Below are 19,449 nucleotides of genomic sequence, written 5' to 3'. Positions count from 1 at the left end.
TCAACTGGATTCAAGACGACACGCGCGATGGGCATCTACTGTCGCAGCCAACCATCCCCCGACCCGGATCAACCATGCGCAAGACCTTCCTCGCCCTCGCTGTTGCGTTCTCCCTGTCACCCTTCGCTGTGCTGGCCGCCGATCACGCGGCGCAGGTGCTCGCGGCCAACGAAACGGCAACCGCCGGCAATCAATGGCAGGCAAAAGATGGCCTGGAGCTTCGCTATGCCTACTCGGGCCAGGGACTCACCGGCCAGGTCACCTCGATACAGGACATCAAGCGCGGCCGTTTCGTCGATCGTTCGGATATTGGTCCAACCAAGGGCGCAACCGGTTTCGATGGCAAGACGGCCTGGGAGGTGGAATCGTCGGGGACAGCCACGCCCCAGGAAGGCGGCGATGTTCGCCAGCTCGCCGTCAATGAGGCCTACCGTGTGCAGAACCTGTGGTGGCGCAGCGACCGGGGCGGTGCCACGGTCACCGATGCCGGGCGCAAGAGCGACGGTGGCAAGGATTACGACGTCCTTAACGTCGTCCCCAAGGAAGGCAAGCCGTTCGATGCCTGGTTCGATCCCGTCACGCACCTGCTGGCGCGTACGGTGGAGGTGAATACCACCCTCACCATCACCACCCACTACTCCGACTACGCCGCCACCGACGGTGTGCAGCTGGCGCACACGGTGGTGATTGAGGATGGCAGCGGCGTATCCGGCCAGCAGACGATGAAGCTGTCGTCGGCGACCTTCTCCGCCGCTTCGAATGACACAAGCTTCGCGCTGCCCAAGACCGACCTGCACGATTTCGAGCTTGCCCCGGGCACCACGCAAACCACCGTGCCGTTCCTGCTCGCCAACAACCATGTCTACGTCAAGGCATCGTTCAATGGCAGCAAGCCGCTGAATGTCATCGTGGATACCGGCGGCCACGACATCCTGGTGCCTGATTCAGCAGCCGCGCTTGGCATCAAGGTGCAGGGCGCGCAAACGTCCACGGGCTCCGGCAGCGCCGTGGCCCTGAGCGGGCTGGCGCGCGTGCAGTCCATCCGCGTGGGCGGGGCCACCCTGAAGGATCAGCCCATCAGCGTGCTCAAATTCTCCAACGCCGCCGAAGGCCTCGACGAGCAGGGCATGATCGGCTACGAGTTCATCTCCCGTTTCATCACGCGCTTCGACTACGCCCGTCACGAACTTACCTTCATCGACAAAAAGCACTTCGATCCCAGCGACGCGGGAACGCCGGTGCCGTTCCGCTTCTACCACCAGTTTCCCGAAGTGCTGGGCAGTTACGCCGGCATTCCTGGTCGATTCGGCATCGATACCGGCGCGCGTAACGTGCTGTCGCTCACCAGCCCGTTTGCCGAACGCAATCACATTCGCGACCTGGAGAAGAACGGCGCCGAGGCGATCACCGGCTGGGGCGTGGGCGGCGCGAGCCGGGGCTATGTGTTCCGGGGCAAGGACCTGAAGCTTGGCGATGTCACGGTGAAGTCGCCGCTGGCCGAATTTAACCTGGACAAGGGCGGCGTCGGCAGCATCGAGGCCTTCCCGAACAATATCGGTGGCGGCCTGCTCAAGCGCTTCGTGGTCACTTTCGATTACGACCACCAGGTGATGTACCTGAAGCCCATCCCCGGAAAGATCGACGACCTGGACACGTTCGACCGTTCCGGCATGTGGCTGAACTCGAGCGGCAAGGGATTCGGCGTGGTCAACGTCGATGACGACGCGCCAGCGGCGAAGGCGGGAATTGCCGCTGGCGACATCATCGTGGCGGTGGATGGCAAGGCAGCGTCGTCCATGCACCTGTACGACCTGCGGCGGCGCCTGCGCAACGAGGCGCCCGGCACGGAAGTGGCGCTGACCGTCGAGCGCCATGGCAAGCCGCGCAAGGTCACCCTGGTGTTACGCGACCTGATCTAACATTGTCCAGCGTCCTTGGCCGGAAACAATGCGTTCGTGCCGGCGGCCTTCCCTGTGGCCGCCGGCAACGGCATCTTGGCCTGATGGACATCAAGAGGGCCTTGCCATGACAGACCGTGAAATCAGCCGCCGCGTCCGCGGCATGGATACCTCCGACGGTGCCGGCGTGAAGTTGAAGCGCGTGATCGGCCAGCCTGCACTGGATATGGTCGATCCCTTCCTGCTGCTCGACGAATTCCGTTCGGACCAGCCGGGCGACTACATCTCCGGCTTCCCCGAGCACCCGCACCGCGGCTTCGAGACGGTCACCTACATGCTCGCCGGCCGCATGCAGCACGGCGACAACCACGGCAACCGCGGCGACCTGGAAGCGGGCAGCGTGCAATGGATGACCGCCGGCCGCGGCATCCTTCATTCGGAGATGCCGCAGCAGGAAGACGGCCTGATGTGGGGCTTCCAGCTGTGGGTGAACCTGCCCGCCAGCGACAAGATGACCGCTCCGCGATACCAGGACATTCCGCCAGGCGACATCCCCACCGCCACGCCGGCGCCTGGTGTCACCGTGAAGGTGATCGCAGGCTCCTTCGATGGCGTGACCGGGCCAGTCTCGGGCATCGCCACGGCACCGGTGTACCTGGATCTGTCGCTCGAGCCAGGCGCGCACGTGGCCGTGCCGCTACCCACCGGGCATCACGCCTTTGCCTACGTCTTCGACGGCAAGGAAGCGAAGGTGGGCGCTCAACGCCTGGCCCGCAGCGAACTGGGCGTACTTACCGAAGGCGACAGCGTGCTGATCGGCGCCACCGATGCCGCCACCCGCGTCCTGCTGGTAGCCGGCAAGCCCCTGGCCGAGCCCGTGGCCCGCTACGGCCCGTTCGTCATGAACACCCCGCAGCAGATCCACGAAGCCATCGCCGACTTCCGCGCCGGCAAGTTCTGACCAACCCCCACTAGGGGTCAGAGTCATAGGTCGATGGCGCCTTAATGACTCTGACCCCTAGTAGTTTCTTGGCATCAGGCTATGGAAGGTCGTAACGCAACGGCAGCTTTTTCGCGCTCGGCAGCTGGATATAGAAGCCAGAGACTGGCCAGGGCCGGTAGGCCGATGGCTGCGCAGGCGATGATCCACGCGGCGCGAGTGCGAGAGCCGATATCCAGGCGCTGCACCCGCCAGCCGGCCAGGACGGCTGCCAACACGCACAGCAAAATCGCCAAGGCTACCGATCCTGCCGGGGGCGGAAGTACCTCCGACATACCCAGCGGAGGCGTCGGCTCGAACAGGTGCTTGGCGACGCGATCGAGCCAATCCATCGCCGGTGACAGCCACCAGTCGGCATACCGGTACCAGGCAGGGAAGTCGTAGGCGAGCGTACGGGTGGCGACATTGGTCACGCCGCCATGGGCATCCACCAGCACAAGATCCTGGTGGCGCGATACCGGATAGAACAGGCCGCCACCGGTGAACGCGAAGGACACCAGCAACCCATCGTCCACGGTGGTGACGTCCACTCGGCCAAGATCCGCCACGCTGCCCGGTACGGGTATACGTGCCATCGGCGCCTGCGGCCACGCTGCGCGAACCAGGGCGTCGGCACGGTCGAATACATACAGTGCACGGCTACCTTGCAGCAGCACGCGCGAACCTTCCACGCTCGGCGCCCCCTGCACGGTTTCGCCGTTGGGCAGGCGCAACCAGGGTTCAGCAGCATTCTCGTCAGCCACGTGGCGGTAGACCGTGTCGCCGGCAATGAAAATCGTGTACTTGCTGGCGATGCCGGCCGGTGGATCGTGCGGCACCGCGATCGTAGGAAAGGGCGCCTGGCTGAGTCCCACGCCCAGTTCACCGCGCGCACCGTGATCGTCGGCAAGGCCGCGGCCAACCATGCGCATATGGTCGTGGCTGAACGTCCATAGCGTATCGGTATGCGTATCGGCCCATTGCAGGGGAACGATATTGCTGAGCTGGCCGCGGACCGGATTGTCCGCATAGGGCATACCCATGGCGATCACACCATCTTCGGTAAGGCCATCACGCCACGCCTTCGCCTGTGGCAGGGTGCTCGCCTGCAGGCCGGCCGACATCAGCGACCGCGGCGTCGCTTGCTGCGCCTTGACCACGCCCCCGTCCGCTGCCCCTCCATTGGTCGGCGAGGTACCGGCGGCCATCCAGGCCATTTGCATCCCCAGGCTTAGCGCCATCCATGCCACGACGTACGTCGCCATCTGTAGCGGCAGGGCCAGCAGCACGGTGGAGACGGGGCCACGAGGGCCATCCAGACGATCAGGCCGGAAGCTCACCGCAACCATCGCTGCAAGCCAGCCCAACGCCAGCAGCTGTACCACGATGTTTGCGGCGCCGTCAGCACGCGCCGTCAGCAACAGCAAGAGAAATACCAGCCCGCTGGCGGCGTGACGCCGGTTGGCGAGCATGCCGTAGGCACCCACGAAGTAACCGCAAGCGGCGATCAGCCATGCCGCCAAAGGGAACCACGCATGGCGGGATTCGACCAGGCGCGCCGTCATCGTCGACTGCCAACCCAACATCCCGAGCACAGGCAGCGACACCGCTACCAAAAGCACGACGCCCCCGGCGCCGAACAGGCCGCCGGCGATGCGCCAGGGCGGTAATGGCCGGTGCAGCAAGGCCAGCCATGTGCTGGGACGCCGGTACGTGCCCATCTGGTACGCGCCCAACAGCACGCCCAGCGCTGCATAGGCGATGGCGATCAACCGATAGATTATGAGCGACGCTTGCGCCAGGTCGGTCAGGCGGGAAAGGAAACCCAGGACCAACAGATGGACGAGCGCTACCAGAAGCGCAGGAAGACGGAAGCGCGCAAGTTCGGCGCGGAAGAAGTCATGCATGGTTTTTACCTTGTCGAATCTTGCTCTCAGGCCGCCTTGGGCATGGCATGGTGGCGGGATAGGAAACCGTTGATGGCGCTGTCCAGACCTACCGGCATGCGCTCGATTGAGCGCGCACCGTGTTCGCGCAGGAACGCAGCGAAGCTGTCGCCCTGGTCGAACACCAGGTAGTGATGCAGCCCATCGATGCGATGGGTGCGAAGCAGCCCAGGTATCAACGCTGGGTCCGGGCCGCGGAACGGCATCTCGGCGATCCAGCAGGCCACGCGGGCGCAGAATTCTTCCGGCGGGGAGACATGCCGCAGCGCACCGCGCTCCATGATTACCAGGTTGTCCGCCACGCGCTCCACCTCGTCCATTTGGTGCGAGCAGTACACCACCGTGCAGTTTTCCCTCTCCTGGGAATAAAGCATGGATTCGAGGAAGGCCCGCTTGGCCACCACGTCAAGGCCAAGCGTGGGTTCGTCCAGGATCAGCAGTTCCGGCGATTGCGCCAGCGCCAGTGCAAGGTTCAGTCCCGCCCTCTCACCGCGGGAAAGTTGCCCGACCTTCTGCTTCGGCACGATGTTGTAGTGACCGGAGACTTCGTCGTACGCGGCCTGGTTCCATCGTGCGTAGTGGCGGCGCTGCATGTGCAGCACGTCCCGCACGGCCATCCATGGCGGCAAGGTGTGCTCTTCGTTGACGAAGCCGATCCGGCCGCGATCGGCGGGTGACAGCGACTGGCTGTCACAGCCCAGGATGCTCGCGCTGCCGAGCGAGGGCTTCTGAAAGCCCAGCAACACGCGGAACAAGGTGGATTTGCCGGCGCCGTTGGCGCCGACGATGGCGTGGACGCTGCCCGGCTCCAGGCGCAGGTCCAGGTGGTCGATGGCCAACTTGTCGCTGTAGCGCACTACCAGCTGGCGGGTATCGATGACGGGGGTGTCGGTCATGGGTGGGAAGTCCGTATCAGGCGGATTTGCGTGGGCCAAGCACACGCAGCGCGATGTCGAGGCGGCCCAGCGCCTCGGCGGGAGTGAAGCCAAGGGCAGCCACTTCGTGGACGAAGCGCGCCACGGCCTCTTCCATGCGGCGCTCGCGTTCGTCTTCGGAAAGCCGCTGGCGCGGGGCCGCCACGTAGAGGCCCAGGCCTTGCCGGGCCTCCAGCCAGCCTTCGGCCGAGAGCTCGGCATAGGCCTTGGCCACGGTGTTGGGGTTGACCGTCAGCTGCTGTGCCAGCCCGCGCACACTGGGCAACTGGTCGCCCGCCTTCAGTTCCGCCGTGGCGATCTTCAGGCGTACCGCATCGACGATCTGCTTGCTGATGGGGCGCGCATCGCCCGGCGCGATCTGCAGGGCGAGGGGTCGGACTCGGGTCATGGTCAGGGCCTTCTGTACTGTGAGTACTAGTACAGTATCAATCCGCACTCCGTGTCAATAGTCCGCAAGGCACGTCGCGTTAGGATGGTCGCTCCCCTGCTTTGGATTCCCCCATGCCACGCAGCAAGACCGCCTTTCTATTCGATCTCGACGGCACCCTTGTCGATAGCGTCTACCAGCATGTGTTGGCCTGGAAGGAGTCGCTCGACGCCGAGGGCATCGACCTGTCCGTCTGGCGCATCCACCGCAAGATCGGCATGAGCGGCGGACTGTTCACCCACATCCTGCTGCGCGAAACGGGCCTGGAGATTACCCACGACCGCGTCGAGCGCCTGCGCATTGGCCATGCCGCGGCCTACGGACGGCTCGCCGCCGCCGGCAGCGTCAAGCCGCTACCCGGTGCGAAAGCCCTGCTGGCGTGGCTCACCGACGCCGGCATCCCGTGGGGCATCGCCACCAGCGGACGGATGGAAACGGCGGCGCACAACCTCGAAGCACTGGGCGTGGATCCGTCGAAGGTGCCCGTGGTGACGCGCGACCAGGTACGCCATGCCAAGCCGGACCCCGATCTCTTCGTGACCTGCGCCGAGCGCCTGGGCATGGACATCCGCGAAGCGGTGGTACTGGGCGACAGCATCTGGGACATGCTGGCCGCGCAACGCGCCCGGTCGCTGGGCATCGGCCTCCTATCGGGTGGCTATGGCGAAAACGAGCTAGAACGCGCCGGCGCATACCGCGTATTCGCCGATCCCGCCGACCTACTCCTGCACATCGACGAAGTCGCCGCGCGCAGTTAACCCCCACTAGGGGTCAGAGTCATAGTGAGAGCGGCGTGCGCGTCGTCACTATGACTCTGACCCCTAGTGGAGGTTAGTGCGTGACGGTGACCTGGGCGGGGAGGCTGTGGAGGGTGAGTTCGCCGTTTTTCCAGGTGGCGGGCTTGCCGTCGACGGTGGTGGCGCCGGGGGTGTCCTTGCCGGGCCAAGGGAACACCAGGCCGCCAGGGGGCAGGTCGATGCCTTCGTCCACTTGCAGGTGCACGCCGTCGCGGTCACGGCGGAGTGTGTAGCCGAGCTGGCCGCGGGTGGTGCGCAGGCCTTGGATGCCGATGCCTTCGCCGTCGAGCCAGCTCATGGGGATGCCGGCGGCGAGCACGATCGACTGGTCCGCATCACGCTCGTAGGCAAACATGTCCAGCACCGAACGCACGTAGTCCGATGCAATCCATGCGTGTGGCATGTCACCGACGAAACGCGGCTTGCGGGGATCGCGGCCAACGACTTCCGCCCATTGGTTCCATGCCGACGGGCGACGCGAGGTGAAGAAGAAATCAAGCAAGCCCTGCACGCGGTCGCGCCAGCCCAGGCGCACGAAGGTAGCGACGGTGCGCAATTCGTACGGCGTGTAGTCTTCCCAAGCGGCCTTGCCGTCGCGGCGCGCCACGAAGCCCTGCCAGTATTTCTCGAACGTGCCGTCCACCAGTGCCTTGGGCAGCCGCGCCTGTTCCCCGCCCGGGGAAATGGCGATGGTGGTGGAGGTGGCGTCGAAATCGCCCAGCTCCGCGGCGCCGGGGATGAAGCCGATGCCGTGCTGCTTCACGGCAAGGTCGATCGAGGCGTGCAAATCCTGGCGGAACGCGTCGCGTGACTGCGCAAAGCGCTGTTCGTCGTCGGTCTTGCCCAGCACGTGGGCCATGTCCACGGCGTCGTCATAGCCCTTCATGGCCCAGAAGTCGTCCCAGTACGAATGCATCGGCTTGGCCGAATAGCCTTCGTGGCTGATCGACGCCGGCATCAGCCCGTACAGCGCGCGCCGGTCGGGCGCGGTGTTGGTGGCCGTACTTTCGCTGGCGCGCAACTGATCCATGTAGACCACCGCGCGCCGGATGTTCGGCCACAGCGATGCCAGCATGGCGTTGTCTCGCGTATAGCGGTAGAGCTCGGCGATGCTGAAGATGAGTTCACCGTGGCTGTCGTTCTCGGGTACCGGATCCGAACCGCGTGCGTCGACGCAGCACGGCACCTTGCCGCTGGAAAATTGATGCGGGGCATACCATTGCACGAAGTCGCGCGCGGTGTCCTCGTGGCCCATGCGCAGCAGGCCCTCGGTCATCATCGCGCCGTCGCGCACCCAGGTGCGCGCATACGAACGCGTGCCCGGTTGCAGGGCCGGACCGTCGCGCGACAGCAGGATGTGCGCCAGCGCGGTGCGGGCGGTATCCACCACCGCCTGCGCATGCGCCGGCACCGTGATCGATACGCGATTGAGTTTCTCGCGCCAGTCGTCGGCCACGTTGCCCAGGGTGTCGTCCAGCCAGCCGTCGGCAGCAGGTGCAGGTGCGTGGGCGGGATCGACGATCAGGCCGATATCCCGGCTTGCTCCAGGCGCGAGCGTGAGCTTGTACAGCAACGCGCCCTGGGCAAAGCCGAAATCGTCGTGCAAGGTGTTGACCTTCGGCTCTTCGCCCGCAGCCAACCGCTCGGCAAGATTGCCGGCATCGAAGCTTGCCGCTACGAACGCGTCGGTCGTTTGCAGGGGTTGCAGGTAGCGGTTGCCGTTGACGGTGAGCGTGCGTCCATCCCAGGCGAAATCGTGGATCGGGCTGGTGCCGCCGGGGGAATTGAGGAACTGCGTGGGCGGGTTCACCTGGAAAGGCCGGGCGAGCAAGGCCAGCGTGACCTCGCGCGCCTGCATCGAGTTGTTGTGCACGGTGTACTTCACGGCCGTGACCGAATCGCCGTCGTCCCTGGCGCCGAAGGCCGTGGTCTCGAGCGAAAGATCGCCGCTGTGCCAGATCACCGTGGGAATGGGCAGGTAACCATCGGCCAGGCTTTGCCGGCTGGTCACATCGGCCCAGGTCACAGCGCCCTGCCCTGTCAGCAGCATCGGTTCGATCGAGAACCCGCCGCGCACCACTTCAAGCGCGCCGTCCTCGGACAGCAAGGCGGAGCTGGTGCTGTCGCCGTCCACGCCGAGCAGAGTCCAGTACGACTGCTCGCCGGAGAAACCCCGCGGATACAGGCCGCGACGCACACCCTTCGCCTGCGCCTGGAAGAAGGCATTGGGCGTGGCGCCCCAGGCAAGGTCTTTAAGCGTCAGGCGTGAAAGCCCGTATGGCTTCGGTCCATCGCCATGGATGGCCACGCGCAGGTAGCGGGCGGAGGTTTCCGGCAGGAAGATCGCATCCTGCCCGCCGTTGCCATCGACCACCGTGCGCCCGGTTCGCCACATGCGCCCGTCGTCGGACACGTCCACGCTATAGCGCGACGCGGCGTGGCCCGGCTCCCAATCCAGCACCACGCCGCCGAAGTCGCGCTGCACGTTGAGGTCGATGGTGTAGCTCGGATCCTTGCCGCGCGAGGGATCGTTCCGCCACGCGGTGCCAAGGCTGCTTTCCAGCGGCGCACCAGCTGGAAATCCCGACAAGGAAGAACTAGCCGTGGCTACGGGCGTGGGAAAGGTGGTGGCCTCGGGCGGCAGCGGCGTAAGCGAGAGGTTGTCGAAGCACACATTGCCGCGGCCGCCGTGCGCGTTGTACACCATCAGTTCCACCGCGGCCGTATGGCGCAGGGTGCGGTCCTTGGTCGGACCCCAGGCGAATTCCACCTGCCGGCGCCGCGCCTGGATGTATTCCCAGGCATTGGCGGGAACGAAATCCTGCCGCTGGTACCACCACACGTTGTCGCCGCTCTCGTCGATCAGCTTCAGCTGCAGGGTATTGGCGGGCATCTGCCCGTGCACCTGCACGGACAGGGCGAAGTTCGGCGGGAAGTCGATCGGCAGCATGCGCTTGATCGAAGCCGACCCCGACACGCCATGAAAATCGAAATCCAGGCACAAGGCCTTGCCGTCCACGCCTTGGTCTTCACGCAGCGACGCTGCGACATCGTCGCTATGCAGGGCCTGCCAGCCGGCCTTGCTTTCGAAGCCATCGAGCAGGCGTTGCGGTGCAGCTTGCGCGCTGCCGGCAACGATAAGCGCGAGCAGCACCGCTTGGCGAAACTTCATCCGTTATCCCTTGACGCTGCCCAGCAGGAGGCCTTCCAGGTAATAGCGTTGCATGGCCAGGAAGAGGGCGAGCACGGGTACTACGGTAACCACGGAGCCGGCCATCATCAACTCCGAATCTTGCACATGTTCACGTGAAAGCGATGCCAGTGCGATGGGCAGGGTGTAGTGCTCCTGGCCCGTCAGCGCGATCAACGGCCACATGAAGTCGTTCCAGGCTGCCAGGAAAGTGAAGATGGCAAGCGTCACCATGATCGGCTTCAACAGCGGCATCACGATCTGGATGAAGATCCGCGCCTCGCCCGCACCGTCGATGCGCGCGGCCTCGAGCAGGTCGTCCGGGATGCCACTTGTGTACTGTCGCACGAGGAAAATGCCGAAGATCGTGGCCAATGCCGGCACGATCACCGCACCATAGGTGTTGATCAGGCCGATGTATTTGAGCAGCAGGAACAGCGGCAACATCGCCACCTGCGCGGGAATCACAAGGCCCCCCACCAGGGCCTGGAACAGCCGCTGCCGGCCGGTGAAGCGCAGTTTGGCGAAGGCATAGCCCGCCATCACATTGATCAGCACCGAGAACACGGTGATCGCGGCCGATACCAATAAGCTATTGGCGAAGTACCGGCCCATACCGGCGTGCACGAACAATTCCCGGTAGTTGTCGAAGGTGAAATGGCGCGGCAGCAGCGGCGGCGGCAGCGAACTTGCCTCGCCCGGCTGCATGAACGACACCGACAACATCCACACCAGCGGGAACAGCGCCACCACCGCGCCGCCCAGCAGCAGGCCGTTGACCAGCGCCTTGGCCATGCGCGGGCTCATGCAGCCACCTTGCGCCGGGACAGGCGCAGCATGCCGGCGGTGACCACGAACATGATCACGAACAGCAGGAAGGCCACGGCCGAGGCGGAACCTAAGTTCCACCACTTGAAGCCTTCCTCGTACATCAGGTACAGCACGCTGGTAGTGCTCTGCAGTGGGCCGCCCTCGGTCATCACGTAGGGCTCGGCGAACAGCTGGAAGTAACCGGAGACGGTAAGGATGCTCACCATCAGAAGAGTCGGCGCCAGCATCGGCAGGGTGATGTGCCGGAACTGGCTGGGCACCGAGGCGCCGTCGATGCGGGCGGCTTCGTAGAGATCCGCCGGGATCGCCTGCAACCCCGCCAGGAAGATGATCATGTTGTAGCCAAAATTCTTCCATACGGCGAAAAGGATGATGGTGGGCATGGCCCAGTGCGGGTCTCCCAGCCAGTCGATCGGATCGATCCCAAGCCCGCTGAGCCCATAGTTGGCCCAGCCGTACTTGGTGTTGAACAGGTATCGCCAGATCACCGCCACCGCGACCACGGTGGTCACCACCGGTGCGAACAGCGCGGTTCGGAAGAACGGTTTGAACCGTGCCAGCGGTGAATTAAGCAGCAACGCCGCGCCAAGCGAGGTAGCGATCGACAGCGGCACGCCCACGATCACGAAATAGAACGTGTGGCCCAGCGCCGACCAGAACAGCGGCCGGTGCAGCAGATCCCAGTAATTGGCCAGCGCGACGAAACGCAGGTTGCGCACGTCCGCCAGGGCATAGAGGTCGTAGTCGGTCAGGCTAAGCAACAGCGCCGCGATCACCGGCAGCAGGAAGAACAGGCCCAGGACGATCAGGGCGGGAGCCAGGAACCACCAGGCGGCGTTCTGGCGGCTCACGGGGCATGCTCCCTGGCGTGGTCCAGCACCCAGCGGCGCTTTTCCAGGATGCGATCAGTGCGGCGGTCGATCTCGGCGGCGGCATCGTCGATGGAGATCTGCCCGGCCACCGCTTGCGCCGCCACCAGTTGCATCTCGGTGGCGATGCGCTCCCATTCGGGCACGGCGGGCGACGGCACCACGCGCTCGAGTTGGTCACGGAAGGCACGGGCCTTCGGATCGTTGGCGAGCGTTCCGCCTTCCCACGACGAGCGCCTGGGCGGCATGTCGCCCAGGAGGTCGTAGAACTGTCGCTGGATATCCGGCCTTGAGAGAAATTCCACCAGCTCCCAGGCTTCTTCCTTGTGTTTTGAGCTGCGGAAGATCACCAGGCTCGAGCCGCCGGCGTTGGATGCCCCCGGGCCGTCTATGCCGGGAAGCGCCGCAGTGGACCAGTCGTCCTGGTCCTTCGCATCGATGCGCTTGCGGAACTCACCGATGTTCCAGGGCCCGGAGAGGTAGAACGCGTACACGCCGCGACCGAATTCCGTCCAGGGGTTGCCCGCCTCGACATTGGTGATGGTCGGCGCCTGCTTCGCCTTGAAGGTATCGACGTAGAAGGCGAGTGCACGCTTGAATCCCTCGCTGCGGAAATTCCCGTAGCGGCCGCCATCGCGCAGCAGCGGCTGCTCCGATTGCAGCGCAAGCGACATCAGGGGTTCGTATTCATTGGTGGGAAGCAGGACGGCAAAACCCTTGCCATCGCCTCGCGCACGGATGGCCGCCAGCTGGCGGCGCCATTCGTCCCAGGTACGCGGCGGACCGTCGAAACCGACTTCTTTGAGGATATCCACCCGATAGAACAACAGCCGCGTATCCACGTACCACGGCACGCCCCAGAGCTTGCCATCGATGGTATTGGTGGCCCAGATGCTGGGGAAGTAGTCGGTCTTGTCCACGACCTTCGACGCGGCCACATAGCCATCGAGCGGCTCGATGGCGTTCAGCGCCTGCATTTCCGGTAGCCAGGTATTACCCAGCTGCGTGATATCCGGCATCGAGTTGCCGGCGAAGGCGGTGAAGAGTTTCTGATGGGCAGCGGTGAGCGGCATCTGCTGCACGTGCACGCGAATGCCGGGGTGTTCGCGTTCAAAGGCGGGAACGAGTTTGGCCATCGCCTCGCCTTCGCGGCCGATGGTCCAGAAATCGATATCCACCACGCCGGCGCTCTTGTTCGCGCAGGAAGCCAGCAGCACCGCCGCCAGCACGACCCATGCGCGATGGCCGGGGGCGAACCTCACTTTGCCCCGGTGGCCGCGCCGTCAAGCCAACCGCCGCGGAAACCGGCGCGCTCCAGGCCCTTGCGGATGTAGGGGTTCTTCTTCATCACATCCCAGACGAAGTTGCTGCGATAGTTCTCGATCATCAGCAGCATCGGGCCCTGGTCGATGCCGATGTGCACGGTATCCACCCAGCCCACGCCCGGTACCAGTTTACCCGTGCGCAAGTCGGTGGGCGTCTGGAAAGTCAGGTTGAAGGCGTCGACGAACCCATACTTGTTGTAGATGTACTTGCCCCAGCGCTTCTTCATTTCCTCGAGCGCCGGAATAACGATCTCCGGGGCGAAGGCGATGGAAGCGCCCGCGGCCATGGGCACGATGGTGCCATCGTCGGAGATGTAGTCGCGGCCGGCGCCGCGCGCGGTATAGCCGTGGAATTCCCGGTGCTGGTCGCCGCCTTCCACGATGATGCCGCCCGGGCCGTTGCTGGCCGACAGGCCCCAGACATTCTTGCCGTAGCCTTCGAATTTGCCGGGATTGGCGATCGCGTAGGCCTGCTGTGAATACGCGGCACGCCGGCTGTTCTCGAAATAATCCAGGTTCTTCTCGCGGTTCCAGTCGTCGCGGATGCCGCGCATGTCCACCCACACCTGGCTGAACTGATGGCCGAAGAGCGGTGCGAAGTTCAGGAAGGTCTGCCCGTAAAACTCTCCCCAGGTGGCGTCGTACGTGTGCGTCCAGGCATTCCAGGCGCCATCGGCCACCGGGTGCGTGGGCGAGCCCAGCGCAAGGATGTACACCAGCGAACCTTCGTTGTAACCGCGCCAGTCGCTTTCGATGAACTTGCCGCCCGGTGTCCAGCCCATGCTGATGAGCGGGGCGTGGTTCTGCATCCAGGGCCAGTCGACGTTGCGGTAGAGCTTGTCGGCCAGTTCGCGGATCTGCGCTTCCTGCGGATTGTCGCGGTCGTAGTACGACTGCGCGAACAGCACGCCGCCCATCATCAGCGTGGTGTCCACGCTGGACAGTTCCACCCAGCGCGAAAAACGCTTGCCGGTTTTCATGTCCAGGAAGTGATAGAAGAACCCGTGGAACCCGGTGGCACCATCTTCGCTGTCGTCCTGGGTGGCCTCATCGAAGAACTTCAAGGTGGCGAGCGTGCGCTCGGCCGCCTGTTCGCGGGTGATGTAGCCACGTTCAGCGCCGACGCCGTAGGCGGTCAGGCCGAAACCCACCGAGGCGATGGAAGCAAACGAATCACCAGGGTAGTGGTCGGGTACCAGACCCGTCTTCGGATCGGCCGCATCCCAGAACCAGGCAAAGGTACGGCGTTCAAGATCGTCAATGCTCGCAGGCACTTTATTGACTTGCATAAGCTTCGAATCGGCCTTGTGAGCCTTGGCGGGATGGTTGGCCGGGGCGGCCGTAGCGCCCGCGCAAGCCACCAAGGCGGTGAGGGCGAGGACAAGCGTAGAGGACTTCAGGATCGACATGGGGGGGAACCTTCTTCGGGGCGCTGCGTCGGGGAACGTCGAACCCATGAAAACGTTTACATCAGCAGTGTGAATATAGCCTCTTAAGGCCTCCACGGAAACTGCAAGTTATGACGCAGGCCGACCGCTCAAGCCACTTTTTCGGCAGGGCAATGCTGGGCGATGAATTGTGAATGCATGGGCATCGCGTCGGCGCACTGTCCCACCACGTTCTCGATGCTGGCCATGAAGCCGGCAAGGTCGCTATCGGGCATCTGGTCCACCAGGGGATGATGCGTGCGTGGCACGATGCCCTGCCCCACCATCACCTGCACCCAGCTGACATCGGCGAACATTTCCTCGGCGTTGCGGAAGAAACGGCCACTGTCGGCGAAGAGGTTGATGTTGTCCTGCAGGCTTTGCGGGATATCCATCGTGCGGCACTGGTTCCAGAAATCGGTGTCGGTGCGCTCGGTGGCCTTGTAGTGCAGGATCAGGAAATCGCGGATGCGTTCGGATTCGAACGTCACCTGATCGTTGTAGCGGTCGATCAATACCTGCGAGAAATCCCGTTCCGGGAAGAGTTTCAACAGCCGCGTGATACCCGACTGGATCATGAAGATGCTGGTGGATTCGAGCGGTTCCATGAAACCGCTGGCCAGGCCAATCGCCACCACGTTCCTGTTCCAGGGCTTCTTGCGCAAGCCGGTAACGAAGCGCAGCGGGCGTGGATCGGCCAGCGCCTCGCCATCCAGGCGCGAGAGCAGTTTTGCCGCGGCCTCGTCGTCGGAAATGTGCTTGCTGGAGTACACATAGCCATTGCCCGTGCGGTGCTGCAGCGGAATGCGCCACTGCCAGCCGGCCTCGCGCGCGGTGGAGCGCGTATAGGGCGTGGGTTCGCCGACATTCGCGCACGGCACTGCCATGGCGCGGTCGCAAGGAAGCCACTGGGTGTATTCGTCGTAGCCTGTTTTCAGCGCCTGTTCGATCAACAGGCCGCGGAAGCCCGAGCAATCGATGAAGAGCTCGCCTTCGATGCGCTCGCCGCTTTCAAGCTTCACCGCGTCGACGAAACCCGAGATCGGGTTCAACTCGACGCCCAGGATCTTGCCCTCCGTACGCTTGACGCCCAGCAGCTCGGCGTAATTGCGCAGGTATTTTGCGTATAGCCCGGCGTCGAAGTGATACGCGTAGGCCACGCTCCCCAGGGGCGAATTGGCCGGTACATCAAGCCCGGGAGCCATGAACTTGTTCTTCACCGCCGCCATGGAATTCACCGAATACGGGCCAAGATTCGTCTTCGCCATGCCCTTGTGCATGGCCTTGATCCAGTATTGGTGGAACGGCATCAGGCCAACCTCATGCCCCATGCTGCCGAAGCCATGAATGTAGCTTTCGCCCATGCGCAGCCAATCGACGAACTGGATGCCGAGCTTGAAACTGCCGAACGTCTTGCGGACGAAATCCGCCTCGTTGATGCCCAAGAGGTTGTTGAAGAGCTTCAGGTGCGGGACGGTGGCCTCGCCCACGCCGATGATGCCGATCTCGTCCGATTCGATCAGGCGGATCGATACGCTCTTGCCCAAGGTGCGGGAAAGCGCGGACGCCGCCATCCAGCCGGCCGTACCGCCGCCGACGATGACGATATTCCTGATGGCCGGATCAGTCATGGCATGAAGTCCTTCGGGAGAGACGGTTACATGGTGCCACTTAAAACGAGGCCCGCGCGATGGCGGGCCTCGTCCTTAAGCGGTTGTCGCGGCGTTTAGAACTTCAGGCCCACGGTGAACCTCGCCGTGCGCGGCACGAAGACGATATTGCCGTGCTTGTCGTAGGTCACCGGGTTGCTGTTCAACACACCGTTCGAACCGTAGTTGGTAACCACCGCGGCAGGATCGAAGTTCTTCCAGTTGAACACGTTCAAGATGTCGAAGCGCATATAGGCCGCAACATCGCCCCAGATCTTGAAGTCCTTGGTGGCCTGCAGGTCGACGTCGCGGTAGCCGAAGATATTGCCACCGAACAGGAATTTGCTGCCACCGGGGACGAAGGTCTTCGGGATGCCAGCTTCGCCGTTCGGTCCGATCAGGCCGTAGTTGGCAACGGCGTTATACGGCGTGGGCGTGGCCAGCGTGAGCTTGGCCGAGAAACTGAAACCCCACGGGCCGTCGATCGCGCCGGTAGAGACAAAGCGATGCTTGGGCGCCGCGTTCGACAGGATGAATGGATAATTGCCGATAAGCTCTTCGTCGAACGAGTAGTGCTCGTTGATGTCCCGGTTCTGGTAGGCGCGGGTGTAGGTATAGGCGAACGTCGTGCTCCAGCCCGACTCCTTCGTGTACGGCTTGCTGGCCGACAGCAGCACCTGGGTAGTACGGGTACGGATGCCGTTGTTGCCGATGATCAGGCTGCCGAAGCCCGGCACACCGTTGTTCCACGGCTGGCCACCGTTCTGGAAGAACGAGCCATCGGGGAAGCGGTTGCCCAGGGTGAAGGCGAAACCGTCGTAGCTGAGCACGCGGGTGACGGTGGCGTCGGTCTGCCAATCGCCTACCTGGTTGCTCATGCCCAGGCTGTACTGGTCGGAGTACGGGGCCTTGAGCTTGTTGTTCATCATGTCGATCTCCTGTCCGGTGTTGGACGAGGAGAACTGCGACTGCAACAGCTGCAAGCCATTGGTGCCCAGGTACGCCGGGTTCCAGGCAATGCAGTTGGACGCCGTGAGGTCGCACGGGCGCTCGGCGGTGTTGAAGTTCACCTGCTGGATGGGAATGGCCGACTTGGTCTGCTCCAGCTGCAGGTAGTCGTACAGGTTGCGGTCGTACGAACGGCCCGCACCGCCGTGGATCACGTGCGCCTCGTCACCGAAGAGGTCGTACGAGAAGCCCAGGCGCGGCTGCCATTCCTTGTTGTAGGGATGGCGATTCTTGCCGTTGCTGATGTAGTCGTTGATGTTGACGCCACCCTTGGCCAGGGTCTGCGCGTAGGTCTGGCCGGGGAACTGGCCCTGAGCCGCCGGGTCGAGCTGGTTGAAGGCATCGACGACGTTGGCCGGGGTCACCCAATCAACGTAAGACGGCGTGCGCTCCAGGTCCCAACGAACGCCAAGGTTCAGGGTGAGCTTGTCGGTAACCGCCCAGTCGTCCTGGATGTAACCACCGTACTGCTTGCTCTTGGTTTCCGAGATCGGGTTAAGGCCAGCCACCGGGTTGGAGAAGTTCACCTGGTACGGATCAGCCTGCGTACCCGTGTCAGTCACGTCGTAGGAGAACTGCGGATTGACGTTGCCGGCATCCTGCGCGTGCAGGGTCACTTCCTTGTACTTCCAGCCCAGCTTTACGGTGTGGTCGCCGTGCCACGACAAATCATTGAAAGTGATGTCGTCGGACAGTGACGGACCTTCCTGTCCCTTGATCTGGGTGGCCAGCGGACCGGCAGAGCCCGTATTGAGCACGCCGTTGTTGTCGCCTTGGGGGCGATAGTTGTACACCGCGCCGTTGCCGAAGTTCAACGGCGTCGGATCGTTGGAGGCATTCTCGTAGGTGGCGTTCAACTCGTTGAAGTAGTTGTCGCCGCTGTGCTGCCAGCGGAACAGGCCGCGGGTGTCGTGGTTCTCGGTAACGATCGAGGCGGAGCGGGCCTGGCCCGTGCCGATGTTGTCGGCCTGGTCCTCGCGGCGCACCTGGGTGGAGATCTCGATACGGTCGCGATCGGTCAGCTCCCAGTCGATCTTGCCGAAGTACAGCTTCTCGTTGAACGGCAGGTCAGCCGGTCCGAGCTCGGCGGCGGCGGAAGCCGGCAGCAACTGCGCGATATTGGCCGGCGCCTGGCCGCCCGGCGTGACAGTGATGGGCGTATCGAATTTCTTTTCTTCATAGGCGATGAAGAAGTGCATCTGGTCCTTGATGATCGGACCACCAAGGGCAAAGCCGTATTCCTTCTCCGAGGAACGAGCCTTGTCGGCGCCCGGGGCCTCTTCGCCCGCGGTGCGGCTGCGGTACTTGTCGGAAGTGTAGGTGTCGAACACCTCACCGTGGAATTCATTGGTGCCGGACTTCGTCTCGGCGGTCACCGCGGCGGACGACACCTGGTCGTACTCGGCCTTGTAGTTGGTGGTGATCACCTTGTACTGGCCAATCGCCAGCTGCGGGAACGGGTTACCCTGGCTGTTGATCTGGCCGGACACGCCGCCTTCCTTCACGTAGCTCTTCTGGCCAACACCGTCGATGAACACGTTCACCGAGCTGTTGTTCATCGCGCCGCCACGCAGGCTGGTGTGGCCGGCGGAGTCGACGTTGAACGCCATGCCGGGCACGGTATCGGCGAACTCCAGGAAGTTGCGCGACACCTGCGGGATGGTCTGGATCTGGTGCAGCGAGATGGTCTGGCCCACTTCCGGGGTCTTGACCTCGTTGAGCGTGCTGGCCGAAACGGTCACGCCCTGCAGGCTCGTGGCGTTGGCGGCACCAGGAGCTGCGGCAGCTTCCGCGGTGAGGTTCAACGTGGCGGTGGAGGCCACCGTCAATGTCACCTGCTTCTCGGTGCCCGGGCCGGCATCCACGGTATAGGTGGCCGGCGGCAGGCCGATGATGCCGTAGGAGCCATCCGCGCCCACCGTCGCTTTGCGCACCAGGCCCGTGTCCGGGTTCTTGACCGTTACGGTCGAGCCCGGTGCGGCCTTGCCGCGCAGGTTGGCGGTGGCCGTCTGCGCGAAGCCGACGGTCGGCGCGATGGCGATCGCGGTCACGGACGCGGCGATCACGCTGGCCAGGATCTTCTTGCGGAACTTAACTGCGGTGCTCATGGCTCCCCTCCCAAAATGGCGATACTTGAAGTGTCTTGTTGTCTGGCCCAGGTCGGGCGG

Annotated in this window: 13 protein-coding genes; 3 read left to right on the top strand and 10 right to left on the bottom strand. The window is 63.9% G+C overall.

The features are described 5' to 3' along the window. The first annotated feature begins 74 nt into the window (after positions 1 to 74). A complete protein-coding gene (locus NDK18_RS14860; protein ID WP_250628212.1) occupies positions 75 to 1,919 on the top strand; it encodes an aspartyl protease family protein in 1,845 nt (614 codons plus the stop codon). A 106-nt stretch (positions 1,920 to 2,025) separates the two neighbouring features. Further along, positions 2,026 to 2,859 (top strand): pirin family protein, encoded by an 834-nt coding sequence (locus NDK18_RS14855; protein WP_250628211.1) that lies wholly within the window; start codon positions 2,026 to 2,028, stop codon positions 2,857 to 2,859. A 74-nt stretch (positions 2,860 to 2,933) separates the two neighbouring features. On the opposite strand, the gene NDK18_RS14850 is transcribed toward NDK18_RS14855, so the two are convergent. Genes NDK18_RS14850 through NDK18_RS14840 form a run of 3 tightly spaced genes read right to left on the bottom strand, consistent with a single transcriptional unit; the run spans position 2,934 to position 6,146 of the window. After that, positions 2,934 to 4,784, bottom strand: a complete 1,851-nt coding sequence (locus NDK18_RS14850; RefSeq protein ID WP_250628210.1) for a hypothetical protein — start codon at positions 4,782 to 4,784, stop codon at positions 2,934 to 2,936. Between the two features lie 26 nt (positions 4,785 to 4,810). Then, positions 4,811 to 5,719, bottom strand: a complete 909-nt coding sequence (locus NDK18_RS14845; RefSeq protein WP_250628209.1) for an ABC transporter ATP-binding protein — start codon at positions 5,717 to 5,719, stop codon at positions 4,811 to 4,813. A gap of 16 nt (positions 5,720 to 5,735) precedes the next feature. Next, on the bottom strand, positions 5,736 to 6,146 hold the full coding sequence (locus tag NDK18_RS14840; protein ID WP_250628208.1) for a GntR family transcriptional regulator: 411 nt from the start codon (positions 6,144 to 6,146) through the stop codon (positions 5,736 to 5,738). A 113-nt stretch (positions 6,147 to 6,259) separates the two neighbouring features. Between NDK18_RS14840 and NDK18_RS14835 the strand changes: the two genes are divergently transcribed. Beyond that, positions 6,260 to 6,943 carry an HAD family hydrolase gene (locus NDK18_RS14835; RefSeq protein WP_250626190.1) on the top strand — a complete coding sequence of 228 codons (684 nt, stop codon included), beginning with the start codon at positions 6,260 to 6,262 and terminating at the stop codon, positions 6,941 to 6,943. Between the two features lie 73 nt (positions 6,944 to 7,016). On the opposite strand, the gene NDK18_RS14830 is transcribed toward NDK18_RS14835, so the two are convergent. The 7 genes from NDK18_RS14830 to NDK18_RS14800 all read right to left on the bottom strand — a co-directional run bounded on the left by NDK18_RS14830 (position 7,017) and on the right by NDK18_RS14800 (position 19,389). Next, complete coding sequence (locus NDK18_RS14830) at positions 7,017 to 10,154, bottom strand: discoidin domain-containing protein (RefSeq protein WP_250628207.1); 3,138 nt, start codon at positions 10,152 to 10,154, stop codon at positions 7,017 to 7,019. Positions 10,155 to 10,157: 3 nt separating this feature from the next. Continuing rightward, complete coding sequence (locus NDK18_RS14825) at positions 10,158 to 10,979, bottom strand: carbohydrate ABC transporter permease (protein ID WP_250628206.1); 822 nt, start codon at positions 10,977 to 10,979, stop codon at positions 10,158 to 10,160. After that, a complete protein-coding gene (locus NDK18_RS14820; protein WP_250628205.1) occupies positions 10,976 to 11,854 on the bottom strand; it encodes a carbohydrate ABC transporter permease in 879 nt (292 codons plus the stop codon). Before NDK18_RS14820 ends, NDK18_RS14825 begins: the two co-directional genes overlap by 4 nt. Next, entirely contained in the window at positions 11,851 to 13,134 is a 1,284-nt protein-coding gene (locus NDK18_RS14815) for a sugar ABC transporter substrate-binding protein (RefSeq protein WP_250628204.1), read from the bottom strand. The genes NDK18_RS14820 and NDK18_RS14815 overlap by 4 nt, the downstream gene beginning before the upstream one ends. Next, on the bottom strand, positions 13,131 to 14,606 hold the full coding sequence (locus tag NDK18_RS14810) for a glucoamylase family protein (RefSeq protein ID WP_250628203.1): 1,476 nt from the start codon (positions 14,604 to 14,606) through the stop codon (positions 13,131 to 13,133). The genes NDK18_RS14815 and NDK18_RS14810 overlap by 4 nt, the downstream gene beginning before the upstream one ends. Positions 14,607 to 14,734: 128 nt before the next feature. After that, positions 14,735 to 16,255, bottom strand: a complete 1,521-nt coding sequence (locus tag NDK18_RS14805; protein ID WP_250626185.1) for a tryptophan halogenase family protein — start codon at positions 16,253 to 16,255, stop codon at positions 14,735 to 14,737. Between the two features lie 95 nt (positions 16,256 to 16,350). Further along, the gene (locus NDK18_RS14800) at positions 16,351 to 19,389 is read right to left on the bottom strand and encodes a TonB-dependent receptor (RefSeq protein ID WP_250628202.1); all 3,039 of its coding nucleotides are present in this window, start codon (positions 19,387 to 19,389) and stop codon (positions 16,351 to 16,353) included. Positions 19,390 to 19,449: the final 60 nt, after the last annotated feature.

Source organism: Pinirhizobacter soli, assembly GCF_015905305.1.
In the GTDB taxonomy this organism is placed as follows: Bacteria; Pseudomonadota; Gammaproteobacteria; order Xanthomonadales; family Rhodanobacteraceae; genus Pinirhizobacter; species Pinirhizobacter soli.
This window is presented reverse-complemented; position numbering and strand designations above follow the sequence as displayed.

Coding starts and splice junctions, on each gene's coding strand:
- NDK18_RS14805 (WP_250626185.1), bottom strand. CDS start 16,255: ATGACTGATCCGGCCATCAGGAATATCGTCATCGTCGGCGGCGGTACG.
- NDK18_RS14860 (WP_250628212.1), top strand. CDS start 75: ATGCGCAAGACCTTCCTCGCCCTCGCTGTTGCGTTCTCCCTGTCACCC.
- NDK18_RS14855 (WP_250628211.1), top strand. CDS start 2,026: ATGACAGACCGTGAAATCAGCCGCCGCGTCCGCGGCATGGATACCTCC.
- NDK18_RS14835 (WP_250626190.1), top strand. CDS start 6,260: ATGCCACGCAGCAAGACCGCCTTTCTATTCGATCTCGACGGCACCCTT.
- NDK18_RS14825 (WP_250628206.1), bottom strand. CDS start 10,979: ATGAGCCCGCGCATGGCCAAGGCGCTGGTCAACGGCCTGCTGCTGGGC.
- NDK18_RS14845 (WP_250628209.1), bottom strand. CDS start 5,719: ATGACCGACACCCCCGTCATCGATACCCGCCAGCTGGTAGTGCGCTAC.
- NDK18_RS14800 (WP_250628202.1), bottom strand. CDS start 19,389: ATGAGCACCGCAGTTAAGTTCCGCAAGAAGATCCTGGCCAGCGTGATC.
- NDK18_RS14810 (WP_250628203.1), bottom strand. CDS start 14,606: ATGTCGATCCTGAAGTCCTCTACGCTTGTCCTCGCCCTCACCGCCTTG.
- NDK18_RS14850 (WP_250628210.1), bottom strand. CDS start 4,784: ATGCATGACTTCTTCCGCGCCGAACTTGCGCGCTTCCGTCTTCCTGCG.
- NDK18_RS14840 (WP_250628208.1), bottom strand. CDS start 6,146: ATGACCCGAGTCCGACCCCTCGCCCTGCAGATCGCGCCGGGCGATGCG.
- NDK18_RS14830 (WP_250628207.1), bottom strand. CDS start 10,154: ATGAAGTTTCGCCAAGCGGTGCTGCTCGCGCTTATCGTTGCCGGCAGC.